Source organism: Aeromonas sp. AE23HZ002T15 (assembly GCF_054165525.2).
Genome location: NZ_CM201342.1, coordinates 1,717,529 through 1,735,971 on the forward strand (window position 1 = coordinate 1,717,529; position 18,443 = coordinate 1,735,971).

General features: G+C 64.7%; 16 protein-coding genes. 6 read left to right on the plus strand and 10 right to left on the minus strand.

Going from position 1 to position 18,443, the window contains the following annotated elements:
* Window positions 1–12: 12 nt before the first annotated feature.
* The 3 genes from ACT5M9_RS07805 to ACT5M9_RS07815 all read right to left on the minus strand — a co-directional run bounded on the left by ACT5M9_RS07805 (window position 13) and on the right by ACT5M9_RS07815 (window position 4,277).
* The gene (locus tag ACT5M9_RS07805; protein ID WP_457983136.1) at window positions 13–351 is read right to left on the minus strand and encodes a nuclear transport factor 2 family protein; all 339 of its coding nucleotides are present in this window, start codon (window positions 349–351) and stop codon (window positions 13–15) included.
* 200 nt (window positions 352–551) lie between these two features.
* Entirely contained in the window at window positions 552–2,141 is a 1,590-nt protein-coding gene (gene prfC / locus ACT5M9_RS07810; protein WP_457983182.1) for a peptide chain release factor 3, read from the minus strand.
* A gap of 252 nt (window positions 2,142–2,393) precedes the next feature.
* Window positions 2,394–4,277 (minus strand): GGDEF domain-containing protein, encoded by a 1,884-nt coding sequence (locus ACT5M9_RS07815; protein ID WP_457983138.1) that lies wholly within the window; start codon window positions 4,275–4,277, stop codon window positions 2,394–2,396.
* Between the two features lie 197 nt (window positions 4,278–4,474).
* Between ACT5M9_RS07815 and ACT5M9_RS07820 the strand changes: the two genes are divergently transcribed.
* Window positions 4,475–5,482 (plus strand): diguanylate cyclase domain-containing protein, encoded by a 1,008-nt coding sequence (locus ACT5M9_RS07820; RefSeq protein ID WP_457983184.1) that lies wholly within the window; start codon window positions 4,475–4,477, stop codon window positions 5,480–5,482.
* A 12-nt stretch (window positions 5,483–5,494) separates the two neighbouring features.
* Here the strand turns inward: ACT5M9_RS07820 and viaA are convergent, their stop codons facing one another.
* The gene (gene viaA, locus ACT5M9_RS07825) at window positions 5,495–6,949 is read right to left on the minus strand and encodes an ATPase RavA stimulator ViaA (protein WP_457983140.1); all 1,455 of its coding nucleotides are present in this window, start codon (window positions 6,947–6,949) and stop codon (window positions 5,495–5,497) included.
* Window positions 6,950–7,052: 103 nt separating this feature from the next.
* The gene (locus tag ACT5M9_RS07830) at window positions 7,053–8,660 is read right to left on the minus strand and encodes an ATPase RavA domain-containing protein (protein WP_457983142.1); all 1,608 of its coding nucleotides are present in this window, start codon (window positions 8,658–8,660) and stop codon (window positions 7,053–7,055) included.
* Window positions 8,661–8,896: 236 nt separating this feature from the next.
* Between ACT5M9_RS07830 and ACT5M9_RS07835 the strand changes: the two genes are divergently transcribed.
* Both ACT5M9_RS07835 and rimI read left to right on the plus strand, forming a co-directional pair.
* Window positions 8,897–9,325 (plus strand): hypothetical protein, encoded by a 429-nt coding sequence (locus ACT5M9_RS07835; protein ID WP_457983144.1) that lies wholly within the window; start codon window positions 8,897–8,899, stop codon window positions 9,323–9,325.
* Between the two features lie 84 nt (window positions 9,326–9,409).
* The gene (rimI, locus tag ACT5M9_RS07840; protein ID WP_457983145.1) at window positions 9,410–9,871 is read left to right on the plus strand and encodes a ribosomal protein S18-alanine N-acetyltransferase; all 462 of its coding nucleotides are present in this window, start codon (window positions 9,410–9,412) and stop codon (window positions 9,869–9,871) included.
* A 59-nt stretch (window positions 9,872–9,930) separates the two neighbouring features.
* Here the strand turns inward: rimI and ACT5M9_RS07845 are convergent, their stop codons facing one another.
* Window positions 9,931–10,473 carry a hypothetical protein gene (locus tag ACT5M9_RS07845; protein WP_457983147.1) on the minus strand — a complete coding sequence of 181 codons (543 nt, stop codon included), beginning with the start codon at window positions 10,471–10,473 and terminating at the stop codon, window positions 9,931–9,933.
* Window positions 10,474–10,656: 183 nt separating this feature from the next.
* Here ACT5M9_RS07845 and ACT5M9_RS07850 point away from each other — a divergent pair, with 183 nt between their 5' ends.
* Window positions 10,657–12,447, plus strand: coding sequence for an AMP-dependent synthetase/ligase (locus ACT5M9_RS07850; protein WP_457983149.1), 1,791 nt, complete (start codon window positions 10,657–10,659; stop codon window positions 12,445–12,447).
* A gap of 113 nt (window positions 12,448–12,560) precedes the next feature.
* Here ACT5M9_RS07850 and ACT5M9_RS07855 read toward each other — a convergent pair whose 3' ends face one another.
* The 3 genes from ACT5M9_RS07855 to ACT5M9_RS07865 all read right to left on the minus strand — a co-directional run bounded on the left by ACT5M9_RS07855 (window position 12,561) and on the right by ACT5M9_RS07865 (window position 14,635).
* Complete coding sequence (locus tag ACT5M9_RS07855) at window positions 12,561–13,253, minus strand: aspartate/glutamate racemase family protein (protein ID WP_457983150.1); 693 nt, start codon at window positions 13,251–13,253, stop codon at window positions 12,561–12,563.
* 92 nt (window positions 13,254–13,345) lie between these two features.
* Window positions 13,346–13,936 carry a LysE family translocator gene (locus ACT5M9_RS07860; RefSeq protein WP_438548618.1) on the minus strand — a complete coding sequence of 197 codons (591 nt, stop codon included), beginning with the start codon at window positions 13,934–13,936 and terminating at the stop codon, window positions 13,346–13,348.
* A gap of 102 nt (window positions 13,937–14,038) precedes the next feature.
* A complete protein-coding gene (locus ACT5M9_RS07865) occupies window positions 14,039–14,635 on the minus strand; it encodes a LysE family translocator (RefSeq protein ID WP_438548617.1) in 597 nt (198 codons plus the stop codon).
* Window positions 14,636–14,750: 115 nt separating this feature from the next.
* On the opposite strand from ACT5M9_RS07865, the gene ACT5M9_RS07870 reads away from it, so the two are divergent.
* Both ACT5M9_RS07870 and ACT5M9_RS07875 read left to right on the plus strand, forming a co-directional pair.
* On the plus strand, window positions 14,751–16,124 hold the full coding sequence (locus tag ACT5M9_RS07870; protein ID WP_457983151.1) for an aminotransferase-like domain-containing protein: 1,374 nt from the start codon (window positions 14,751–14,753) through the stop codon (window positions 16,122–16,124).
* Window positions 16,125–16,154: 30 nt separating this feature from the next.
* Window positions 16,155–16,619: a hypothetical protein gene (locus ACT5M9_RS07875; protein WP_457983152.1), complete on the plus strand. Its 465-nt coding sequence runs from the start codon at window positions 16,155–16,157 to the stop codon at window positions 16,617–16,619.
* A 159-nt stretch (window positions 16,620–16,778) separates the two neighbouring features.
* Here ACT5M9_RS07875 and ACT5M9_RS07880 read toward each other — a convergent pair whose 3' ends face one another.
* Window positions 16,779–18,092, minus strand: a complete 1,314-nt coding sequence (locus ACT5M9_RS07880; protein ID WP_457983154.1) for a sodium-dependent transporter — start codon at window positions 18,090–18,092, stop codon at window positions 16,779–16,781.
* Between the last annotated feature and the right edge of the window lie 351 nt (window positions 18,093–18,443).

Below are 18,443 nucleotides of genomic sequence, written 5' to 3' on the forward strand. Positions count from 1 at the left end.
GTTAGCAGTTTCTCAGGAAGGGAAATAGAACCAGGCGGTCTGGATAAGCCCTTCTTGCACCTCGAACACCGCCATGCTCTCGATGGGCTCGGGGGAGAGGCCATGGATCTTCTCGTGATCGAACACCTTGTTGCCCATGACGGTGCGCGACAGCAGCTCGGCTCTCAGGGCCGGGTTGTTGAACCTGTGTTCCGCATAGAAGGCTCTCAGCGCCTCCTTGCCGACTGTGCTCGGGTTTTCTGTGGGCATACGGTAGCCCCTGAACGACTCGGCGAAGCAGGCGAGGAAGGCCTCGAGATCCCGGGCATTGTAGGCGGCAAGTTGCGCCGCGACGGGCAGTTCCGTTGACATAGTTAACTCCCTGATGATGAAACGACCCCCTGTTATAGAGGCCTTTGCCGCCCCTGTCGACGGGGTTCCTGCCCTCGTTGTCATGAGGTCCCTCCCTGGGGCAGGGAAAACGGACTCCAGCCTGTCAGAAGCAAGGCCCATAAAAAAAGACCCCGCACGGCGGGGTCTTCTTATTTGTCAGCCGGACGAGCCCCCGGGTATCAGTGCTCGCGGGTCTGACGGAACTGGACGTCGGGGTGACGCTCCTGGGCCAGGCGCAGGTTGACCATGGTCGGTGCGATGTAGGTGAGGTTGTCACCGCCATCCAGGGCCAGGTTGACCTCGTTCTTGCGCTTGAACTCCTCGAACTTCTTGACGTCTGTCCCTTCCACCCAGCGGGCGGTGGAGACGTTGACCGCCTCGTACAGCGCCTCGACGTTGTATTCGCTCTTCAGGCGCGAGACCACCACGTCGAACTGCAGGACCCCGACCGCGCCGACGATGAGGTCGTTGCTGATGAGCGGACGGAACACCTGTACCGCGCCCTCTTCGGAGAGCTGCACCAGCCCCTTGAGCAGTTGCTTCTGCTTGAGGGGGTCGCGCAGGCGGATGCGGCGGAACAGCTCGGGCGCGAAGTTCGGGATGCCGGTGAACTTGAGATCCTCACCCTGGGTGAAGGTGTCGCCGATCTGGATGGTGCCGTGGTTGTGCAGGCCTATGATGTCGCCCGCGACGGCTTCGATGGCCTGCTCTCGATCACCGGCCATGAAGGTGACGGCGTCGGAGATGTTCACGTCCTTGCCGATGCGCACGTGGCGCATCTTCATGCCCTTGCTGTAAGTGCCGGACACGACGCGCATGAAGGCGATACGGTCGCGGTGCTTGGGATCCATGTTCGCCTGGATCTTGAACACGAAGCCGGAGAATTTCTCCTCGGTGGCCTCGACTTCACGGCTCTCGGCCTTGCGCGGCATGGGGGCAGGTGCCCAGTCGGTGAGGCCATCCAGCATGTGGTCGACGCCGAAGTTGCCGAGCGCCGTCCCGAAGAAGACCGGGGTCATCTCGCCGGCGATGAAGGCCTCGTGATCGAACTCAGGGGAGGCGCCCTGCACCAGCTCGAGCTCGCCGCGCAGCTGCGCCGCCAGGTCTTCGCCGATGGCCGCGTCCAGCTCGGGGTTGTTCAGCCCCTTCACCACCCGCTTCTCCTGGATGGTGTGGCCCTGACCGCTCTGATACAGATAGGTCTCGTCCTTGTAGAGGTGATAGACCCCCTTGAAGGACTTGCCGCAGCTGATGGGCCAGGTGATGGGGGCGCACATGATCTTCAGCTCCCGCTCCACCTCGTCCATGACCTCCATGGGATCGCGCACTTCGCGGTCCATCTTGTTCATGAAGGTGAGGATGGGGGTGTCCCGCAGACGGGTGACTTCCATCAGCTTGCGGGTCCGATCCTCGACGCCCTTGGCCGCATCGATGACCATCAGGCAGCAGTCCACCGCCGTCAGAGTACGGTAGGTATCTTCGGAGAAGTCCTCGTGACCCGGGGTATCCAGCAGGTTGACCAGGCAGTCGGCATAGGGGAACTGCATCACGGAAGTGGTGATGGAGATGCCGCGCTGCTTCTCCATCTCCATCCAGTCGGACTTGGCGTGCTGGCCCGAGCCACGGCCCTTGACGGTACCGGCGCGCTGAATGGCCTGTCCGAACAGCAGGACTTTCTCGGTGATGGTGGTTTTACCCGCATCCGGGTGCGAGATGATCGCAAAAGTGCGTCTCTTGGAGACTTCACTCAGAAATTCAGCAGACATAATTCAACGTTCTTCTATTGAGCGGCGGCCTCAAGCCACCGTGGGAATAAATCCGGGATACGCCTTCGACTCAAGGCCCGGATGTACACAACGGCGCCACGCGAGCTGGCAGTTGACCAACCAGTGGGGAAAGAGAGGCGTTGCGTTACATGGGTCTTCTCACCTGAGTCAAAGCAAAATTGCGCGGCATTATACCCGCGCGAGTGAAAAATACCCAGCCCGGCTTCACCGGGAACGCAATGATGCTGGCCGGGCTCAGGCAGCCTTCACCACCCGGTTGCGCCCAGCCAGCTTGGCCTGATACATGGCCTCGTCGGCACGGCGCACCAGCTCCCCGAGGTTGTCGTCCTCCGGCCGGTACTCAGCACAGCCGATGCTGATGCGGATAGGGTGATCCTCGGGCACCCCCTCGATGCGCAGCAGGGAGACCTGCTGGCGGATCCGCTCCGCCACCTCGGCCGCCTCATCGAGCCGGGTATCCGGCAGCAAGACCAGGAACTCCTCGCCGCCGTTGCGCCCGACCCTGTCGAGGCTCCTCAACTGGTCCTCGATGCACTGGGCCACGGCGGTGAGCACCTGATCCCCCACGTGATGGCCGAGCCGGTCGTTGACCTTCTTGAAGTGATCGATGTCCAGCAGCAGCACGCACAGGGGCTTGCCCCCCTCCCGGGCCTCGTTGAACCACTTGCGCCCCTTGGCCTGGATCTGGCGCCGGTTGTGGATGCCGGTCAGCTCGTCCGTCATGGCGAGGCGATGCATCTTGCGGGTACGGCCACGCTGATGAATGACCAGGATGCCCATCACCAGCACCAGCAGCGTCACCACCAGATACTGCCAGTAACGGCGCTCCTGCAGCTGCTTGAGCTTCTCTGCCTGCAACTGCTGATTGGATCTCAGGGTCTGGTTCTCCAGCTCCTTGCGGGCCAGATCGAACTCGAAGCGCATCTGCAGGGAGCGCTGCTCTTGCAGCATCTTCTCGAGCGCCTGCTTGGTCTTCACATACAGCTTGAGGTTGGCCAGGGCCTCCCTGATCCGCCCCTGCCGCTCCAGCACCCGGGCCCGCACCTCGTGCACCCAGGCCAGGAAGCGCAGGTTCTGCTCCTTGGCGAAGATGGGCTCGGCCTGATCCAGGTAGCGCAGCGCCTCCGCCGGCTTGCCCGTGGCGTCCAGCGCCGTGGCCATGACGATGTACCAGTGACCCCGGGTCACGCTGTCCGCCCCCTTCCCCTGCTGGTGCAGCAGGGATGCCGCCTGCTCCAGCTTGGCCATGGCCTGCTCCGTCTTGCCCTGATTGAGCAGGACTGTGGCCATCTCGATCCGGGTCCAGGCCAGCATCCCGTCCTGTTGCTGGCCGAGATAGTAGAGCTCGGCCTCCGCCATCAGCGGCAGGGCCCGCGCATAGTCCCCGGTCTCCACATAGAGCAGCCCCTGCTGGGTATGGATATCCACCAGATGCTCCTCGTCCCCCTGCACCCTGTAGTCGTGCTCCAGCTCCTGGAAGTAACTCTGGGCCCGCTCGTAGAGCCCCATCCGGCGGTAGGCGTTGGCGATCCTGGCCAGCACCTCGCGCCCCTTGGTCTCCAGCCCGAGCGCCTCGTAACGACGATGTGAGTCCATCAGCTCCATCAGCCCTTCCGCCAGCTCCCCCTGATAGGAGTACATCTCGCCGCGCAGGCTGAGAATGTCGGCCCGCTGCCGCTCATCCCCGAGCCGGCGCGCCAGGGTCAGCGCGGCGTCGTAATCCTCGCGGGCCTCGTCCATGTTGCCGAGCAGCTGCTGGTGATAGCCACGGCAGGCGAGCAGGCCGCTCTCGCTGACCCTATCCTTGCGGCCACGGGCCCAGTCCAGCTCCCCATCGGCAAACTGTACCGCCTGCTGGAACTCCTCGTCCCGCTCGGCGGGCCTGGCCCAGCACTGCAGCCGGGCGATGCGCCCCTGAGCCTCGGCGGGGTATTGATCCCGCTGTGCGGCGAGGGCCGCCACCCGGCTGCGAAACTCCCGCTGGGGGGGCGTCTCGTCTTCCAGCTGTTGCAGCTCCCGGGACAATTCGGGTCCGCCAAGGGGCGGTTCTGCCGCCCGGAGCAGGGCCGGGGCCACCCCCAGCCATAACAGCAGACTCCAGCTCATCAGGCTCTTCATGCCGACTCTGTCTCCCCATTGGATGGCACGGATACCGCGCCTATTGCCTCAATCATATCCCTCCTTGCCGTGCAGGCACAGCCGGCGGCCCTCGGGATAATCCATCACGCCTCGGGGCTCACTCCTGCTATCTCATTCTTTACAGAAGGAAAATCAGCATCGACTATAAGCAGGTTAAGACGAGGGATGATGGGATGATGAGTCACGAGGAGCTGCAGGCCGCCTATGACAGGCTGCTGCTGGAGAACGAGCGCCTGAAGCGGATCGCCGAGGATGCCCGGGAGAAACTGGATGCCGCCATGGACGGCACCGGCCTGTGCATCTGGCAGAACCATGTGCCGAGCGGCAAGCTCATCATCTTCAACCGGCGCTGGGGCTCCATGCTGGGGTACCAGCCCAAGGAGCTGTCGGCCCACTTCGATGTCTGGCGCGATCACCTGCACCCGGAGGACAGGGAGCGGGTGCTGCAGGCCTTCTTCGATCACCTGGCGGGCAAGAGCCCCTTCTATCAGGTCATGCACCGCATGCTGGCCAAGGACGGCAAGGTCACCTGGGTGCTGGACAGGGGCCGGGTGGTGGAGCGGGATGAGCAGGGCAACCCCGTCCGGGTGATGGGCACCCACATCGACATCACCCACGAGAAGGAGTACGAGCAGCAGCTGGCCCGCCTCGCCCACCGGGATCCCCTCACCGGCCTGCTCAACCGCACCGCCCTGCAGCGCCAGTTCCCCCAGGCATTTGAGGCCATCTGCTTTATCGATCTCGACGACTTCAAGCAGGTGAACGACAACCTGGGTCACCGTGCCGGTGACGAGCTGCTGGTCTCCCTCAGCCTGCGCCTGAAGCAGTGCTGCGACGAAACGGTGACCCTGGGCCGCCTCGGCGGGGACGAGTTCGTTCTGCTGCTGCCCTGGCCGAGCGAGGATCCCCGCACCAGCCACCTGGCCCGTCAGTGCATCAACGCCATCGCCACCCCGTTCGAGTTACCCAACGGGGAGGCGAGCGTGGGGCTCAGCATGGGGATAGCGGCCATCCGGCCCCAGGACGATTTCAGCACGGCCCTGGCCCGGGCGGATCAGGCCATGTACCAGGTCAAGCGAGGCGGCAAGCGGGGCTTTCACATCGCCGCTCCGAGCGGCCAGCCCCTGCTGGATCAGGAGCAGGTCAACGAGCGGGGGCTCCACCACCAGATCCTCCCCCACTGAGTCGGCTCCCGCTCAGGTGCGCTGCCAGCGCCTGAGCAGGCGGCCGCGCAGACCGCAATCGAGCAACCAGCTGTTGTCGAACACCCGCAGGATCGCCTGCTTGGCGTGGCGGGACATGGCCACCGCGTGGAAGCGGGTCTCCTGCCTGCGTCTCGCGTTCATCTTGTCCAGCAGGGAATGCGGCAGGCTCTGGGCGATGAAGTCGGAGACCACCAGCACATCCGCCTTGGCAAAATCCGGCTGTTCCAGCTGGGCCAGGGCCTGCTCCAGGCAGGGCACCAGATCGGTGCCGCCGTGGAAACTCATGGAGAGGAAGCGCTCCGCCTTGTCGAGGCCTGTGTCGGCGGTGATCTCCAGCGTCGCCACCTCGGTGGAAAACAGCATGAGGTAGCAGCCCCGCTTCTCGTCCATGGCCAGCTTGAGCAGGGCCAGGAACAGCGCCTTGGCGCACTCCTCCGGATAGCCCCCCATGGAGCCCGAGGTATCCACGCAGACGATGAAGGGGCCACGGGGTTGCAGCTCCTGCCCCCCCTGCTCCGGGGTGCGCAGCATCAGGCGCTGGCGAGGCAGAGTGCCCCGCGACTGATAACTCAGCAGACGCCGCTCCAGGTAGCGGCGATAGAACTCCAGCTCCAGCTCCGGCAGGGCCAGCATCACCGCCTCGCTCGGCAGCAAGCGCATCAGGTCGCTGGCTGGGTGCACCCCCACCAGATCGTCCGGCACATCGTCGGTCTGCACCTCCTCAAGCTCGTGCATCGGTACCGGCGGCTGGGTCGGGGCATTGGCGCGCCTGTCCCGCTCGCTGCGCCCGAGCAGGGCGGCGATCTCCGTCAGCAGGGGCTCGCGCTGCAACATGCGTGCATACTGCTTCACCAGCACCAGGCTGCGCTTGTGCCAGCTGCCCTGGGCCAGATCCCAGAGTCCCCCCGCCGAGATCTGGTGCGGATCCAGCGCATCGGCCAGGGTACGGTTCGCCAGCAGTTGATCCTCTATCTCCTGGCGCTGCTTCTCCCGCTCCGCCTCGGCGATCTGCTGCTGCAACTGCAGCAGGCTGCCCACCAGGCTGGAGCGCCACTTCTCGATAAACAGCTGGCGCAGACCCTCGGTGGGCTGCGCCATGATCTGGCGAACCAGGCTGCGGGCATCGCCGGCGAAGGGGCTGTGCTGATCCAGCGCCTCCAGCAGGGTGGACAGCCTGCCCACCAGCTCCGGCAGGGGGAGCTGGCGATGGGCCTGATAGAGGCGGTACTCCTGTTCGAGGGCCACCGGCACCTGCTTGTGGCGCATCTCCTCGCCGAGCTGCTCGCTCCAGTGCTGGATGCGCTTCTTGAGCAGCCTGCCCTGCAGGGGGGAGCGCTTGAGGAATTCGGAGATCTTGGGGGTGGAGGCCAGCAGCAGCGCCATCTCCCCCGCCAGCTCCCCTTCGCCGATGAGGAGCCCGAGATCCATCATGCCGATCTCTAGCATAAGGCCCCCGAGACCCGGGATGGCTGGCAGACATCACGCTGCCGGCAGCCAACCGGCATCATCTCTTGTCTGCCAACAGGTGAGTTTTCAGTACTGAGCCCCATCAGGCATCCAGCCTGGGCAGGCGCTCGCGCCACTGCAGCAGCTCGCCGCGCAACAAGTCCAGATCCCGGTTCAACACGAAGAAGCTGTCCTCCACCTGCTGCAACCAGTGGGCCCCGATGAACAGGTGCTGCTGGTGGCGCTCGAACAGGGCGCGCTGCCCCCTGAGGCTCTGCTGCACCCGGCCCACCTGATTGGCCAGTTCATCCAGCTCCCCCTGCCAGGGTTCGATCACCAGCGCCGGTATGGGGGTACGTTCCACCAGCACCAGGGGCACGGGCTGACGCTGAATGTCCAGCACGTGCAGGCGGAGCTGATCGTCCAGCACCAGCTCGTAGTGACCCTCCTTGGGGTTGCCGAGCTGCCAGCCCACCAGGGCCTCGCCGGTGGGATGCCAGTGGGAGAGCAGGGTGCGATCGAAGGTGAGGGTCTCGGTCAGCCGCTCCGGATCCCCGCCATCAAGCGGGGCCGGGGTGAGCAGGTGGAAGTGCACCTGCTTGCCGAAGGGCTTGGCGTTGAGCAGGGGCAGCTGGGTGCCGCGGGCGCGGCGCCCGAACCACTGCTTGCGCTTGACGGCCTTGCAGCCGAGGCGCTGGGCCACGGCCCCCCGCAGCTGCTTGAACTGTTCGCGCAGGGAGAGCAACTGACGGGTCATGGCCAGCTGCTGATAGCCGTAGAGGCGGGAGAACTCGCCGATCATCTCCAGCAAGGCGGTGCGGGAGGCCTCGTCATGCCAGAGGCAATCCTTGAACAGCAGCAGATCCAGCGGCGCCACCTCGTCGCGACCGTTGAAGAAGGCGCTCGCCTTGATGAGCCTCACGGCCTTCTTCCAGCGCCGATCCGACACATAGCAGCCGTGGCCTAGCTGGCTGTCGAGCTGCTGGCGCAGCTGATAGATGAGCTCGAAGCAGGCGTCGGGCAGGCGCACCTGCTCGATCTGCTCCTGCCAGGCCGCATACTCCTCGCCGTGGATCTGTACAGAGGGGGGGAGGTTCTGCCCCGAGTGGCCGTCGCTCGCCAGCATGGCCTGGAAGTTGGATTTCTCCTGTACCCTGTCCATCCAGATCCGCACCAGCATGCGGTCGTAGAGCGCCTCCAGGCCGCTGTCCGGCGCGGGCAGCTCGTTCGATGCGGTCACCAGCAGCCGCATGGGGATGGGATGCTGGCTGTCGCCGTTGCGGAACTGCCGCTCGTTGATGGCGGTGAGCAGGGTGTTGAGGATGGCCGGGCCCGCCTTCCAGATCTCGTCGAGGAACACCACCTCGGCCTCCGGCAGGTAGCCGCGGGTCAGGCGCAGGTACTTGCCATCCTCCTTCAGGGCCTGGATGGAGAGGGGGCCGAACACCTCCTCCGGGGTGCTGAAGCGGGTCATCAGGTATTCGAAGTGACGGGCATCGAAGAAGGCGAGCTTGAGGCGCCGCGCGATCAGGCTCTTGGCGATGCCGGGAGGACCCAGCAGGAAGACGCTCTCACCGGACAGCGCCGCCAGCAGCCCGAGCCGCAAGGCATCCTGCCGCTCGTACAACCCTTCCCCGAGGGCGGCCAGCAACCTCGGCAGGCGCTCATGAATGGGGGCGGTACGAACTGTATTCTGGGCTAAAGGCGGCATAGGCAGGGTTTCCGAAGCTGGCTCATCATCCGTGGTGACGACGGCCGGCCTCTGGCCCCGCCCCACGCTGTTGGTCTGTCTGGTTGTGTATCTCCGCCGCACCCGGCCGGGACACCTGATTAACATAGCGATCCTGACGGCACACATCTAGTTGCAAATGGGTGCAGCAGGGGCCGCGAGAGTGTACTCTGCGCATCAGAATTTACCCCAATGCAGATCAAGAGTGAGCCTTCCCCATGCAAGATCCCCTGCTGGACCCGTTGCGTCAGCGTATCCTGACCCGGATGGGCATACAGAGCTGGCAACTCAGAGCCCCGGCCCTGCTGGGTGAGACCAAGGGCGCGGAGGATGCTGCCTCCTTGGCAGCGCACCAGCCGGACGCAGCCCTCGACACGCCGGCCGTGCCCGTCCCGAGCGGCAAGCTCTGGCTGCTGGCCGAGACCCTGCCCGCCCCGGCCCTGCTGGGGGATCTCTGCCGGTTGCTCGGCCTCGAGACGAAAGACGTCTCCCTGATCGCCGCCCTGCCCGAGGGGGTGACTCCGCCCTTGCTCTGGCTGACGGCGCCGGATCCCCGCTGGCCCGATGCCCTGGTCTGCCCGATCAAGCCGGATGCGGCCCACAAACGTGCCCTCTGGCAACAGTGCCGCCAGCGCCTGCCCGGCTAAACGGCGACGCATCACGGCTGGCGCCGCCCCCTTTCCCACGCTTGTCGCCCCCTCGCGCAAGTTGCCGATCTGCCCGGAGTCCCCATGTCTGACCTCACCCCCACCTTCCGCCCCCTGATCGAACGCGACTTCGCGCTCATCTACCCCATAGAGCAGGCCGCCCACAAGGAGCCGTGGAGCCAGGCCAACCTGCTCTCCTGCTTCGGGCCCCGCTACCTCAATGGCCTGATGCTGGTAGGAGAACGTCCGGCTGGCTTCTATATCTCGGATCTGGTGGCGGGGGACAGCTCGCTGATGAACATCTGCGTGCACCCGGACTTTCAGGGCAAGGGGCTGGGGCGGGCGCTGCTCAGGGAGTATCTCGCCCGCAGCAAGTCCCAGCAGGCGGAAGCCTGGTTCCTGGAGGTGAGGGCCGGCAATACCGCCGCCATCGGCCTCTACGAGAGCGAGGGCTTTGCCGAATATTGCCGGCGCGCCGACTACTATGGCACCGGTCAGGACAGGGAAGATGCGGTGCTGATGTCCCGCCTGTTCGACTTCGGTTAAGGCTCCTACCCATCAAGAGACCCAGGTCCCATCGGCTCGCCATCCCGATTTGGCGCCCCTCAGGGCAGGGGCGCATTGTCGATGGAGGGATCCTCTAAGCTGAGGGTGACCCGCACCACGGCGTCGAACCCCTCGGCCGAGAGCGGCATGAAGAAGCCGCGGCCATAGGTCACCCCCGGCATCCAGATCTGCCGCTCCTTCACCTCTATGTTGATGGGCCGCAAGGGCTCGCCGGGGCGCTGGAGATAGACGCCGGGCAGGGTCCCGACCTTGGGGAAACGGCGCAGTATGTGGGCGCTGCCATCCCCAGCATCCGGGTTGAGTCGCACCTTCACCAGTTCGGCCAGCGAGGATTGCATCCCGGGGTCGCGCCACAGTCGGGCATCCAGCTGAGCGCAGCGTCGACACTTGGCGCTCTCTATCACATAGAGCAGGGGATAGCCGGTCTGCAGCGCCCTGGCCTGACCCTGCTCATACCCCTCGGCGCCGCTCAGCCAGGAGTTATCCTCCCCCGCCGGCCCGCCCAGGGCGTACCAGAGTGCGCCCGCCCCCGCCAGTACCAGCAAGGCCCCCGTGATGAGGCTCTTGAATCCGATACTCATAACTCCCCTCCCTGAACGAATCCGAACACTCGTCCCCATCATGCCTGACTCCCGTCAACTTGACGACTTTGTGATCCAGGACAAACAGCGAACACTTGTAAGCCGTAATGCTAGAGTTTAAACTCCAGCCCGGTTTTGAAAGCCCCCTGCGGGCGTACAACTGTTATGTGAGGATGATTGACGATGTCGCAGTTTCATCTGGTTCGACTGATGCGTGAACGCATTGCCCGCCTTGGCAACAAGGCCGCCCTGCGTGTCCAGCAGGATGGCCAATGGCGTGCCATCGGCTGGCGTACTCTGGGTCAGGCCATGGACTATTGTGCCCAGGCCCTGATCCGCGCCGGCCACCAGCCCACCGAGATGGTCGGCATCTATGCCCGCAACATGCCGGAGTGGACCCAGGCCGATCTCGGCATCCTGGCCGCCCGCGGCGTCAGCGTGCCCATCTACCCCACCAGCACCCTGGAGCAGCTGCGCTACATCGTCAAAGACGCCGGCATCAAGCTGCTGTTCGTCGGCGAGCAGCCCCAGTTCGATCAGGCCCTCCACTTGCTGGAGGCCGGCGAGATCAGCCAGATCGTCACCCTGGACGGCACCGTCGACCTGCGTGGCTGCGAGCAGGCCAGCCACTTCCAAAACTTCCTCTCCTCCGGCAACCACCATCCCAGCGAACAGGTGCTGCGCGAGCGTGAGCAGCAGTACCGCATGGATGACCTGCTGACCCTGATCTACACCTCGGGCACCACGGGTGAACCCAAGGGGGTCATGCTCGATTTTGCGAACATCGCCGCCTGCTTCGAGATGCACGACAGCCGGCTGGATCTCGGCGAGCAGGACGTGTCGCTCTGCATGCTGCCGCTCAGCCACGTGTTCGAGCGCGCCTGGACCTACTACGTGCTCTACTGCGGTGCCGAGAACGTCTACATCCGCGATCCGCAGAAGGTGATGGACGTCATCGGCGAGGTGCAACCCACCGTCATGTGCGCCGTGCCGCGCCTCTACGAGAAGGCCTACGCCATGATCCAGGCCAGGGTCGCCCAGGCCCCGCGCCTGCGCCGCGCCCTGTTCGGCTGGGCCACCCGGGTCGGCAAGCAGATGGTGCAGACCCGTCAGGCGGGTAAATCCGCCTCCCCCCAGCTCTATCTCCAGCTCGCCCTGGCCGAGCGCCTGGTGTTTCGCAAGCTGCGGGCCCGCTTCGGCGGCCGTACCCGCTTCCTGCCGGTGGCGGGTGCCCGCCTCGCGGACGACGTGAACCTCTTCTTCCAGGCCATGGGGCTCAACCTGAAATATGGCTACGGCATGACAGAGACCACGGCCACAGTCTGCTGCTACGAGGAGAGCCAGTTCCAGCTCGGCTCTATCGGCACCGCCCTGCGCGGCATCGAGGTGAAGCTCGGTGAGAACAACGAGCTGCTGGTGCGCTCCCCGACCGTGATGCGCGGCTACTACAACAAGCCGGAGGCCACGGCCGAGGTGATGACCCAGGATGGCTTCCTGCGCACCGGCGATGCCGGCGAGCTGGATGCCAGCGGCAACATCTACTTCACCGAGCGCCTGAAAGAGCTGATGAAGACCTCCAACGGCAAATACGTGGCCCCTCAGCTGGTGGAAGGGACCCTCGGCAAGGATCGCTTCATCGAGCAGATCGCCATCGTCGCCGACGCCCGCCACTTCGTGTCGGCGCTGATCGTGCCCTGCTTCGAGTCGCTGGAGGAGTACGCCCGCTCCATCAACCTGCAGTACCAGTGCAAGACCGAACTGCTGCGCCACTCCCGAGTGGTGGAGTTCTTCGAGTCGCGCATTCACGAGCTGCAGCAGGAGCTGGCCAAGTTCGAGCAGGTGAAGAAGTTCACCCTGCTGCCGAGCGCATTCTCCATGGAGCTGGGGGAGATCACCCCCACCATGAAGCTGCGCCGCAAGATCATCGAGGCCAAGTACCAGAGCGAGATCGAGGCCATGTATAGCCACGTTTAAGCAGAGCCAGGTTTAAGAGAACCTGCCCAGCGAGGCTATTCCCCAACAGCAAAAAGAGGCGCATCGGCGCCTCTTTTTTATGCTCTGTTCGTGTCCTGTTCCGGCAAAGACTCTCAGGCCAGCGCCCACTCCACCGCCGCTTCCGCATGGATGGCCGTGGTGTCGTAAAGCGGCACTTCGGCCTTGGCATCCCCCACCAGCAATGCGATTTCGGTGCAACCCAGAATAACCGCCTGGGCACCCGCCTCGGCCAGTCCGGCGATGATGGCCAGATACTCGGCACGGGAGGCGCCGCGCACCTCTCCCAGGCAGAGCTCGTCATAGATGATGCGGTGCACCCGCTCCCGCTCCGCCTCCGGCGGCACCAGCACTTCCAACCCGAACTGCTCCTCCAGCCGCCCCTTGTAGAACGCCTGCTCCATGGTGAAGCGAGTGCCGAGCAGGCCGACTCGCTTCACCCCGTCCGCCACCAGACGCCTGGCGGTGGCATCGGCGATATGCAGCAGCGGGATGTCGATGGCGGCTTCTATCTCCGGGGCCACCTTGTGCATGGTGTTGGTGCCGATCAACAGGAAGTCCGCGCCGCCGGCCTGCAGGTCCCGGGCGGCCACGCTCAGCAGGCGGGCGGTGGCGGGCCAGTCACCGGCGTGCTGCAGCCGCTCTATCTCGGCAAAGTCGACGCTGTTGAGCAGCACCCTGGCGGAGTGCAGGCCCCCGAGCCGCTCCCGCACGCCCCGATTGAGGGCCTGGTAGTAACTGACGGTGGACTCCCAGCTCATACCACCCAGCAGACCGATACATTTCATCCTTGCTCCTTCGAGGGAATGGTGACAATGCACCAGCCGTCGATAAAAAAGGCCCCGAAGGGCCAACAAGACAGAAGGGCAGGTCCGAAGACCTAGATCCAGATCATCAGCACGCAGGCCGCCGTGGCGATCCCCATGCCAAGGTTGAAACGACGCCAACCCCTGGCGGTGCGGATGAGACGGCGCACCTGAGCGCCGAACAACACCCAGAAGGCCCCCGTGTAGAGGCCGGTAATGAAGAAGGTACCGAGCACCCAGCTGGCAGACGGCCAGTAGGCCTCCCCCGCCAGGGTGAAACCGCTGATGGCGGAGAGCGCCATCATCCAGGCCTTGGGGTTGAGCAGTTGCAACATTGCCCCCTGATGGGCCGGGATCAGGGGCCGGTTACCCTCGGCCGGGCCGCTGGCGGTGGCCACCTTCCAGGCCAGCCAGAGCAGATAGGCCGAGCCGATGAGCTTGAGTCCATCGTGCAGCAGCGGCAGCTTCTCGAATACCACGCCGAGCCCCAGCGCCGTGGCCAGGATCATCAGGTTGATGCCCCCCACCACCCCCACCAGCAGGGGCAGGGAGCGGCGAAATCCCTGGGCGGCCCCTGCACTGGTGAGCAGCATGTTGTTGGGCCCCGGGGTGCCACAGGTGATCAGGGCAAAGCCCGCCAGGGGAAGCAACCAGTTCAGATCCATCTCAACCTCGATGTGTTACGGCAAGCCTCTTAATATGCAGAGCCCGCCCCCCGACCACAAGCTCACCGATGCATTTTCTTCGCATAAATAACCAAGCAATCATTAATACCAGAGCATCACCACACAGAGCGCCGTCAGCGCCCCCAGGCTGCCGTTGAGGCGACGCCAACCCTTGTCCGAGTTAATCCAGCGGCTGAGTTGATGACCGAACAGCACCCAGGCGAAGCAGACCGGCAGCCCCGCCATGGGGAAGACGGACATGATGCCCCAGAGGCTCGGCCAGTAATCGCTGCCCGGCAGGCTGAACAGGCTGATGGCGGAGATCCCCATCATCCAGGCCTTGGGGTTGAGAAACTGGAAGCCCAGCCCCTCCAGCAGGGTCAGCGGTCGGGAGCGTCTGGCGGGATCGCCGGGTGCCCCGGCCACTGCGATGCGCCACGCCAGCCACAGCAGATAGAGGCTGCCCAGCACCTGCAGGCTCAGCTTGAGCAGGGGCCAGCGTTCGAACAGCGGATAAAAGCCGAGCGCCAGCACCAGTTGCAGCACCGGCTGGCCCACCGTCACCCCGAGCAGGTGTGGCAGGGTGCGGCGCACCCCGAAGTTGGCGCCGGACGCCGTCAGCATGAGGTTGTTGGGGCCCGGGGTGCCGCAGGTGAGCAGGGCGAAGCCAAACAGGGTGGCATACCATTCTATGGTCATTGTCTTCTCTCCTTGAACCACATTGTATCGATACAATGTGACCATTTATGTTGTTTGGTGGCTGACAATCACGCTATATTGAGACAATTCGCCGATCAATGGATTTATTGTCACCATGACAATCTGGACTCCCCACCTCGACAGCTTCGAGGGCCCCCTCTATCTGAAACTGGTCAAGGCCATAGAGCGAGCCATTCACGATGGCACCCTGGCCCCGGAGACCCGGCTGCCGACCCACAGGGCGCTGGCGGACCAGCTCGGGGTCACGGTCGGTACCGTCACCCGCGCCTACTCGGAGGCGGAGCGGCGCGGCCTGCTGGCGGCCCGGGTCGGCCATGGCACCTGGGTCAGGGGCCTGGTGGACCCGGTCAACGAGTGGGTGATCCGCAACGAAGACAACCAGCGCATCGAGCTGTGGCAGAACCTGCCGATCCCGCTGGATCGGGCCGCCATCATCAAACCCATGCTGCTGGAGCTGGCGCAGGGGGATCTCAACGCCCTGCTCGGCTATGACAAGGAGGCGGGGCGGCCTGCCCAGCGTCAGCTGTTCGTCGACTGGCTTACGAGCCTGGGGGTCCAGTGCCGGGAGGATCACCTGCTGTTCAGCCACGGAGCCCAGCACGGCATCATGCTGGCCCTGCTCGCCACCGGCTGCGTGGGGGAGACCATATTGTGCGAGGGACTCAGCTACCCGGGCATGCTGGGCAACGCCCGCCAGTTGAAAAACCAGGTGGTGGGCCTGCCGCTGGACGAGGAGGGGCTGATCCCGGCGGCTCTCGATGCGGCCTGCCGCCAGCGTCGGGCCAAGCTGCTCTACCTCACCCCCACCCTGCAAAATCCCACCACTACGGTGATGAGCCTGGCGCGGCGGGAAGCCATAGTCGCCATCGCCCGCCGCCACGATCTGCTGATCGTCGAGGACGACGTGAACGGCCTGCTGCCGGAGACCTCGCTGTCCCCCATGGTCAATCTGGCGCCGGAGCGGGTCATCTACCTCGGCAGCCTGGCCAAGATCGCCTGTGGCGGCCTGCGAGTGGGCTTCGTCTTGACCCCGCCGCCCCTTCGCAACGCCTTCGCCCAGGCCATGCGGCTGTCGAGCTGGATGGTTAGTCCGCTGCTCATCGAGCTCGCCTGCAAGCTGGTGAGCCAGCACCAGATCATGCCCCTTATCGAGCAGCAGAGACGGATCCTGGCGCGCCGGGGTGAGCTGCTGCACCACCTGTTGCCGGGCGCCCGCTGGCACCCGGGCTCCATGCACGCCTGGCTGCCCCTGCCCGAGCCCTGGCGCAGCCAGGAGTTCGTGGAGGCGGCCAACGCCCTGGATGTCGGGGTTGCCAGCGGGGAGCACTTCGCCGCCGGCCAGTTTGCCGCGCCGCAAGGGGTACGCCTGAGCCTGAGCCAACCGGCCACCGACGCCCGGGTCGCCGAGGGGCTTGAGCGGCTGGCCAGCCTGCTGCGGGGCACGCCACCGACCAATCCCCTGCTATAGTCAGTGGCCGTTTCAGCCCAAGGAGCCCCCATGTCCCCCTCCCGCACCACCCTGTTGCTCACCGCCCTGCTGTTGGGAGGTTGCGCCTCCCCTGCCCATCAACAACTCAGTCAGGCCGTCACTGGCCTGGAAGGGGAGCTGGAGCGACTGGAAGAGGAGCTGGCGGCCATGAACGGGCTCCACTATCAGAAGGCCATCGACGCCCCCGCGTCTCTGCGCCGCTTCCTCAAGGTCCCCAGCCCCACGGCAGAGGGGCTGGTGCCCGACGAGATCAAACTGCAGGACGGCCCCCTGCTGCGTTACCACTACCAACTGCCGGACACTATGAAGAAGCTACCCACCGACAATCCCTGCCTGCGCTACGAGTTCGAGCTGCGCCACCTAGGCCGACTCGGCCGACTCGATCTCGCCTGGCAGGGCAACGGTCATCAGGGCCGGCGCCTCATCCAGCAGGCCGACTGCCCCTTCTCCGCCAAGGGCCCGGGGCTGCAATAAGCGGCGCCCGATGCAAAGAGGGGTTGGCCACTGGCCAACCCCTCTCGTTTTATAAGATTCCGCTTGTTAAATACGTCCCGGCACCAGGATGCCGATGAGCAGCAATGGCATCGTTTACCACCGTATCCTTCTGTCAGCCACCACAGACGCCAAGCAGGATCAGAGGATGCCTCGCACCAGGATGCCGGTGATCAGCAGCGGCGCCACCAGCCGCCAGCACCAGAGTAGGCAGGTGCGCAGCACGGGGGAGAGGTCCGCGGGCAGGATCACATCCCCGAGGCGCCAACCCAGCAGCAGGGTCAGCACCAGGCCGAACAGCGGCATCATCAGGTTGGAGGTGAGGTAGTCCAGCAGATCGAAGATAGTCTTGCCAAACAGGGTCAGCTCGCTCCAGGGGCCGAACGACAGGCTGACCGGGATGCCGGAGGCCATGATCAGCAGGGTCAGCACCCGGCAGGCGCCGCGCCGTGACCAGCCCCACTCCTCAGTGGTGAAGCGCACCAGGTGCTCCAGCATGGAGATGGAGGAGGAGAGCGCCGCCACCAGCAGCAACAGGAAGAAGACCACCGCCAGCCCCTGACCGAACGGCAGGTGATTGAACACGGCGGGCATGGTCATGAAGGTGAGGCCGGGCCCGGCGGTGGGGTCTATGCCGGTGGAGGCCAGCGCCGGGAAGATCATCAGCCCTGCCAGCACGGAGATGAGGCTCGCCAGGGTCACCACCCAGACGCCGGATTTCAGCACACCATCGCTACTCGGCAGATAGGCGCCATAGGTGGTGTGGACCCCCAGGCCGATGGAGAGGGAGAAGAAGGCGAGCCCCAGGGCGTCCAGCACGCTCTGGCCGGTCAGCATGGAGAAGTCCGGCAGCAGCAGCTGGCGCACCCCGGCCATGGAGCCCGGCATGGAGAGCCCCACCCCCACCAGCAGCAACATCATGATGAACAGGGCCGGCATCATCCAGCGCAGGGCCCGCTCCACCCCCTTCTGGATCCCCCCCTGCACGAACCACCAGGTGAGGCCCGCGAACACCAGATGAGTCAGCACGGGCCACCAGGGGTGGCTCACATAGCCGTTGAACAAGGCCGTCAGCGCCGAGCCCTCGCTCAGGTTCAGCTTGCCCATCACCGCCAGCGCCGCATACCCCACGGTCCAGCCCCCCACCACGCTGTAGAAGCTGTAGATGAAGAAGCCGCACAGTATCCCCATGTAACCCATCCAGCGCCAGTTCGGCCCCACCAGTTTTTTAAAGGCGCCGAGCACCCCGCGCTGACTACGGCTGCCGAGCAGTGTCTCCCCCACCAGCACAGCCACCCCCAGGGTGAAGCTGAACAGCAGGAACACCAGCAGGAAGGCGCCACCGCCGTTGGTGGCGGTCACATAGGGAAACTTCCAGATGGCGCCGAGACCGATGGCGGTGCCGGCCGCCGCCAACACATGCCCAAGACGGGAAGACCACTGAACCTGGCTCATACAACCTCCGGGTAAGACAACATCGAATCGAGACTCCTGACCATGACGGGAAATAAAAAAGGCCGCCTCTGGCGACCTTTGCAATGAACATTCAGACAAACTGCGCGTGCAAGGTCACCTCTCTTGCGAGCTAAAAAATCGACCAAAGGAGGCGATGAGAGGTGACATGAAGCGAGCAACCTGCACGGTAAAAAGGAGTCACAGCCTAAACCATGGCAAGAGAAGTTGACAGTTAATAGACCACTTCGCCCCATAAAACAGCAACATGGCGATGCGTAACGTCAACACGCAACATTAAATGCTAAATACCTAGCGCGCGTAAGAATTTTATATATCGTCAATGCTATCAGA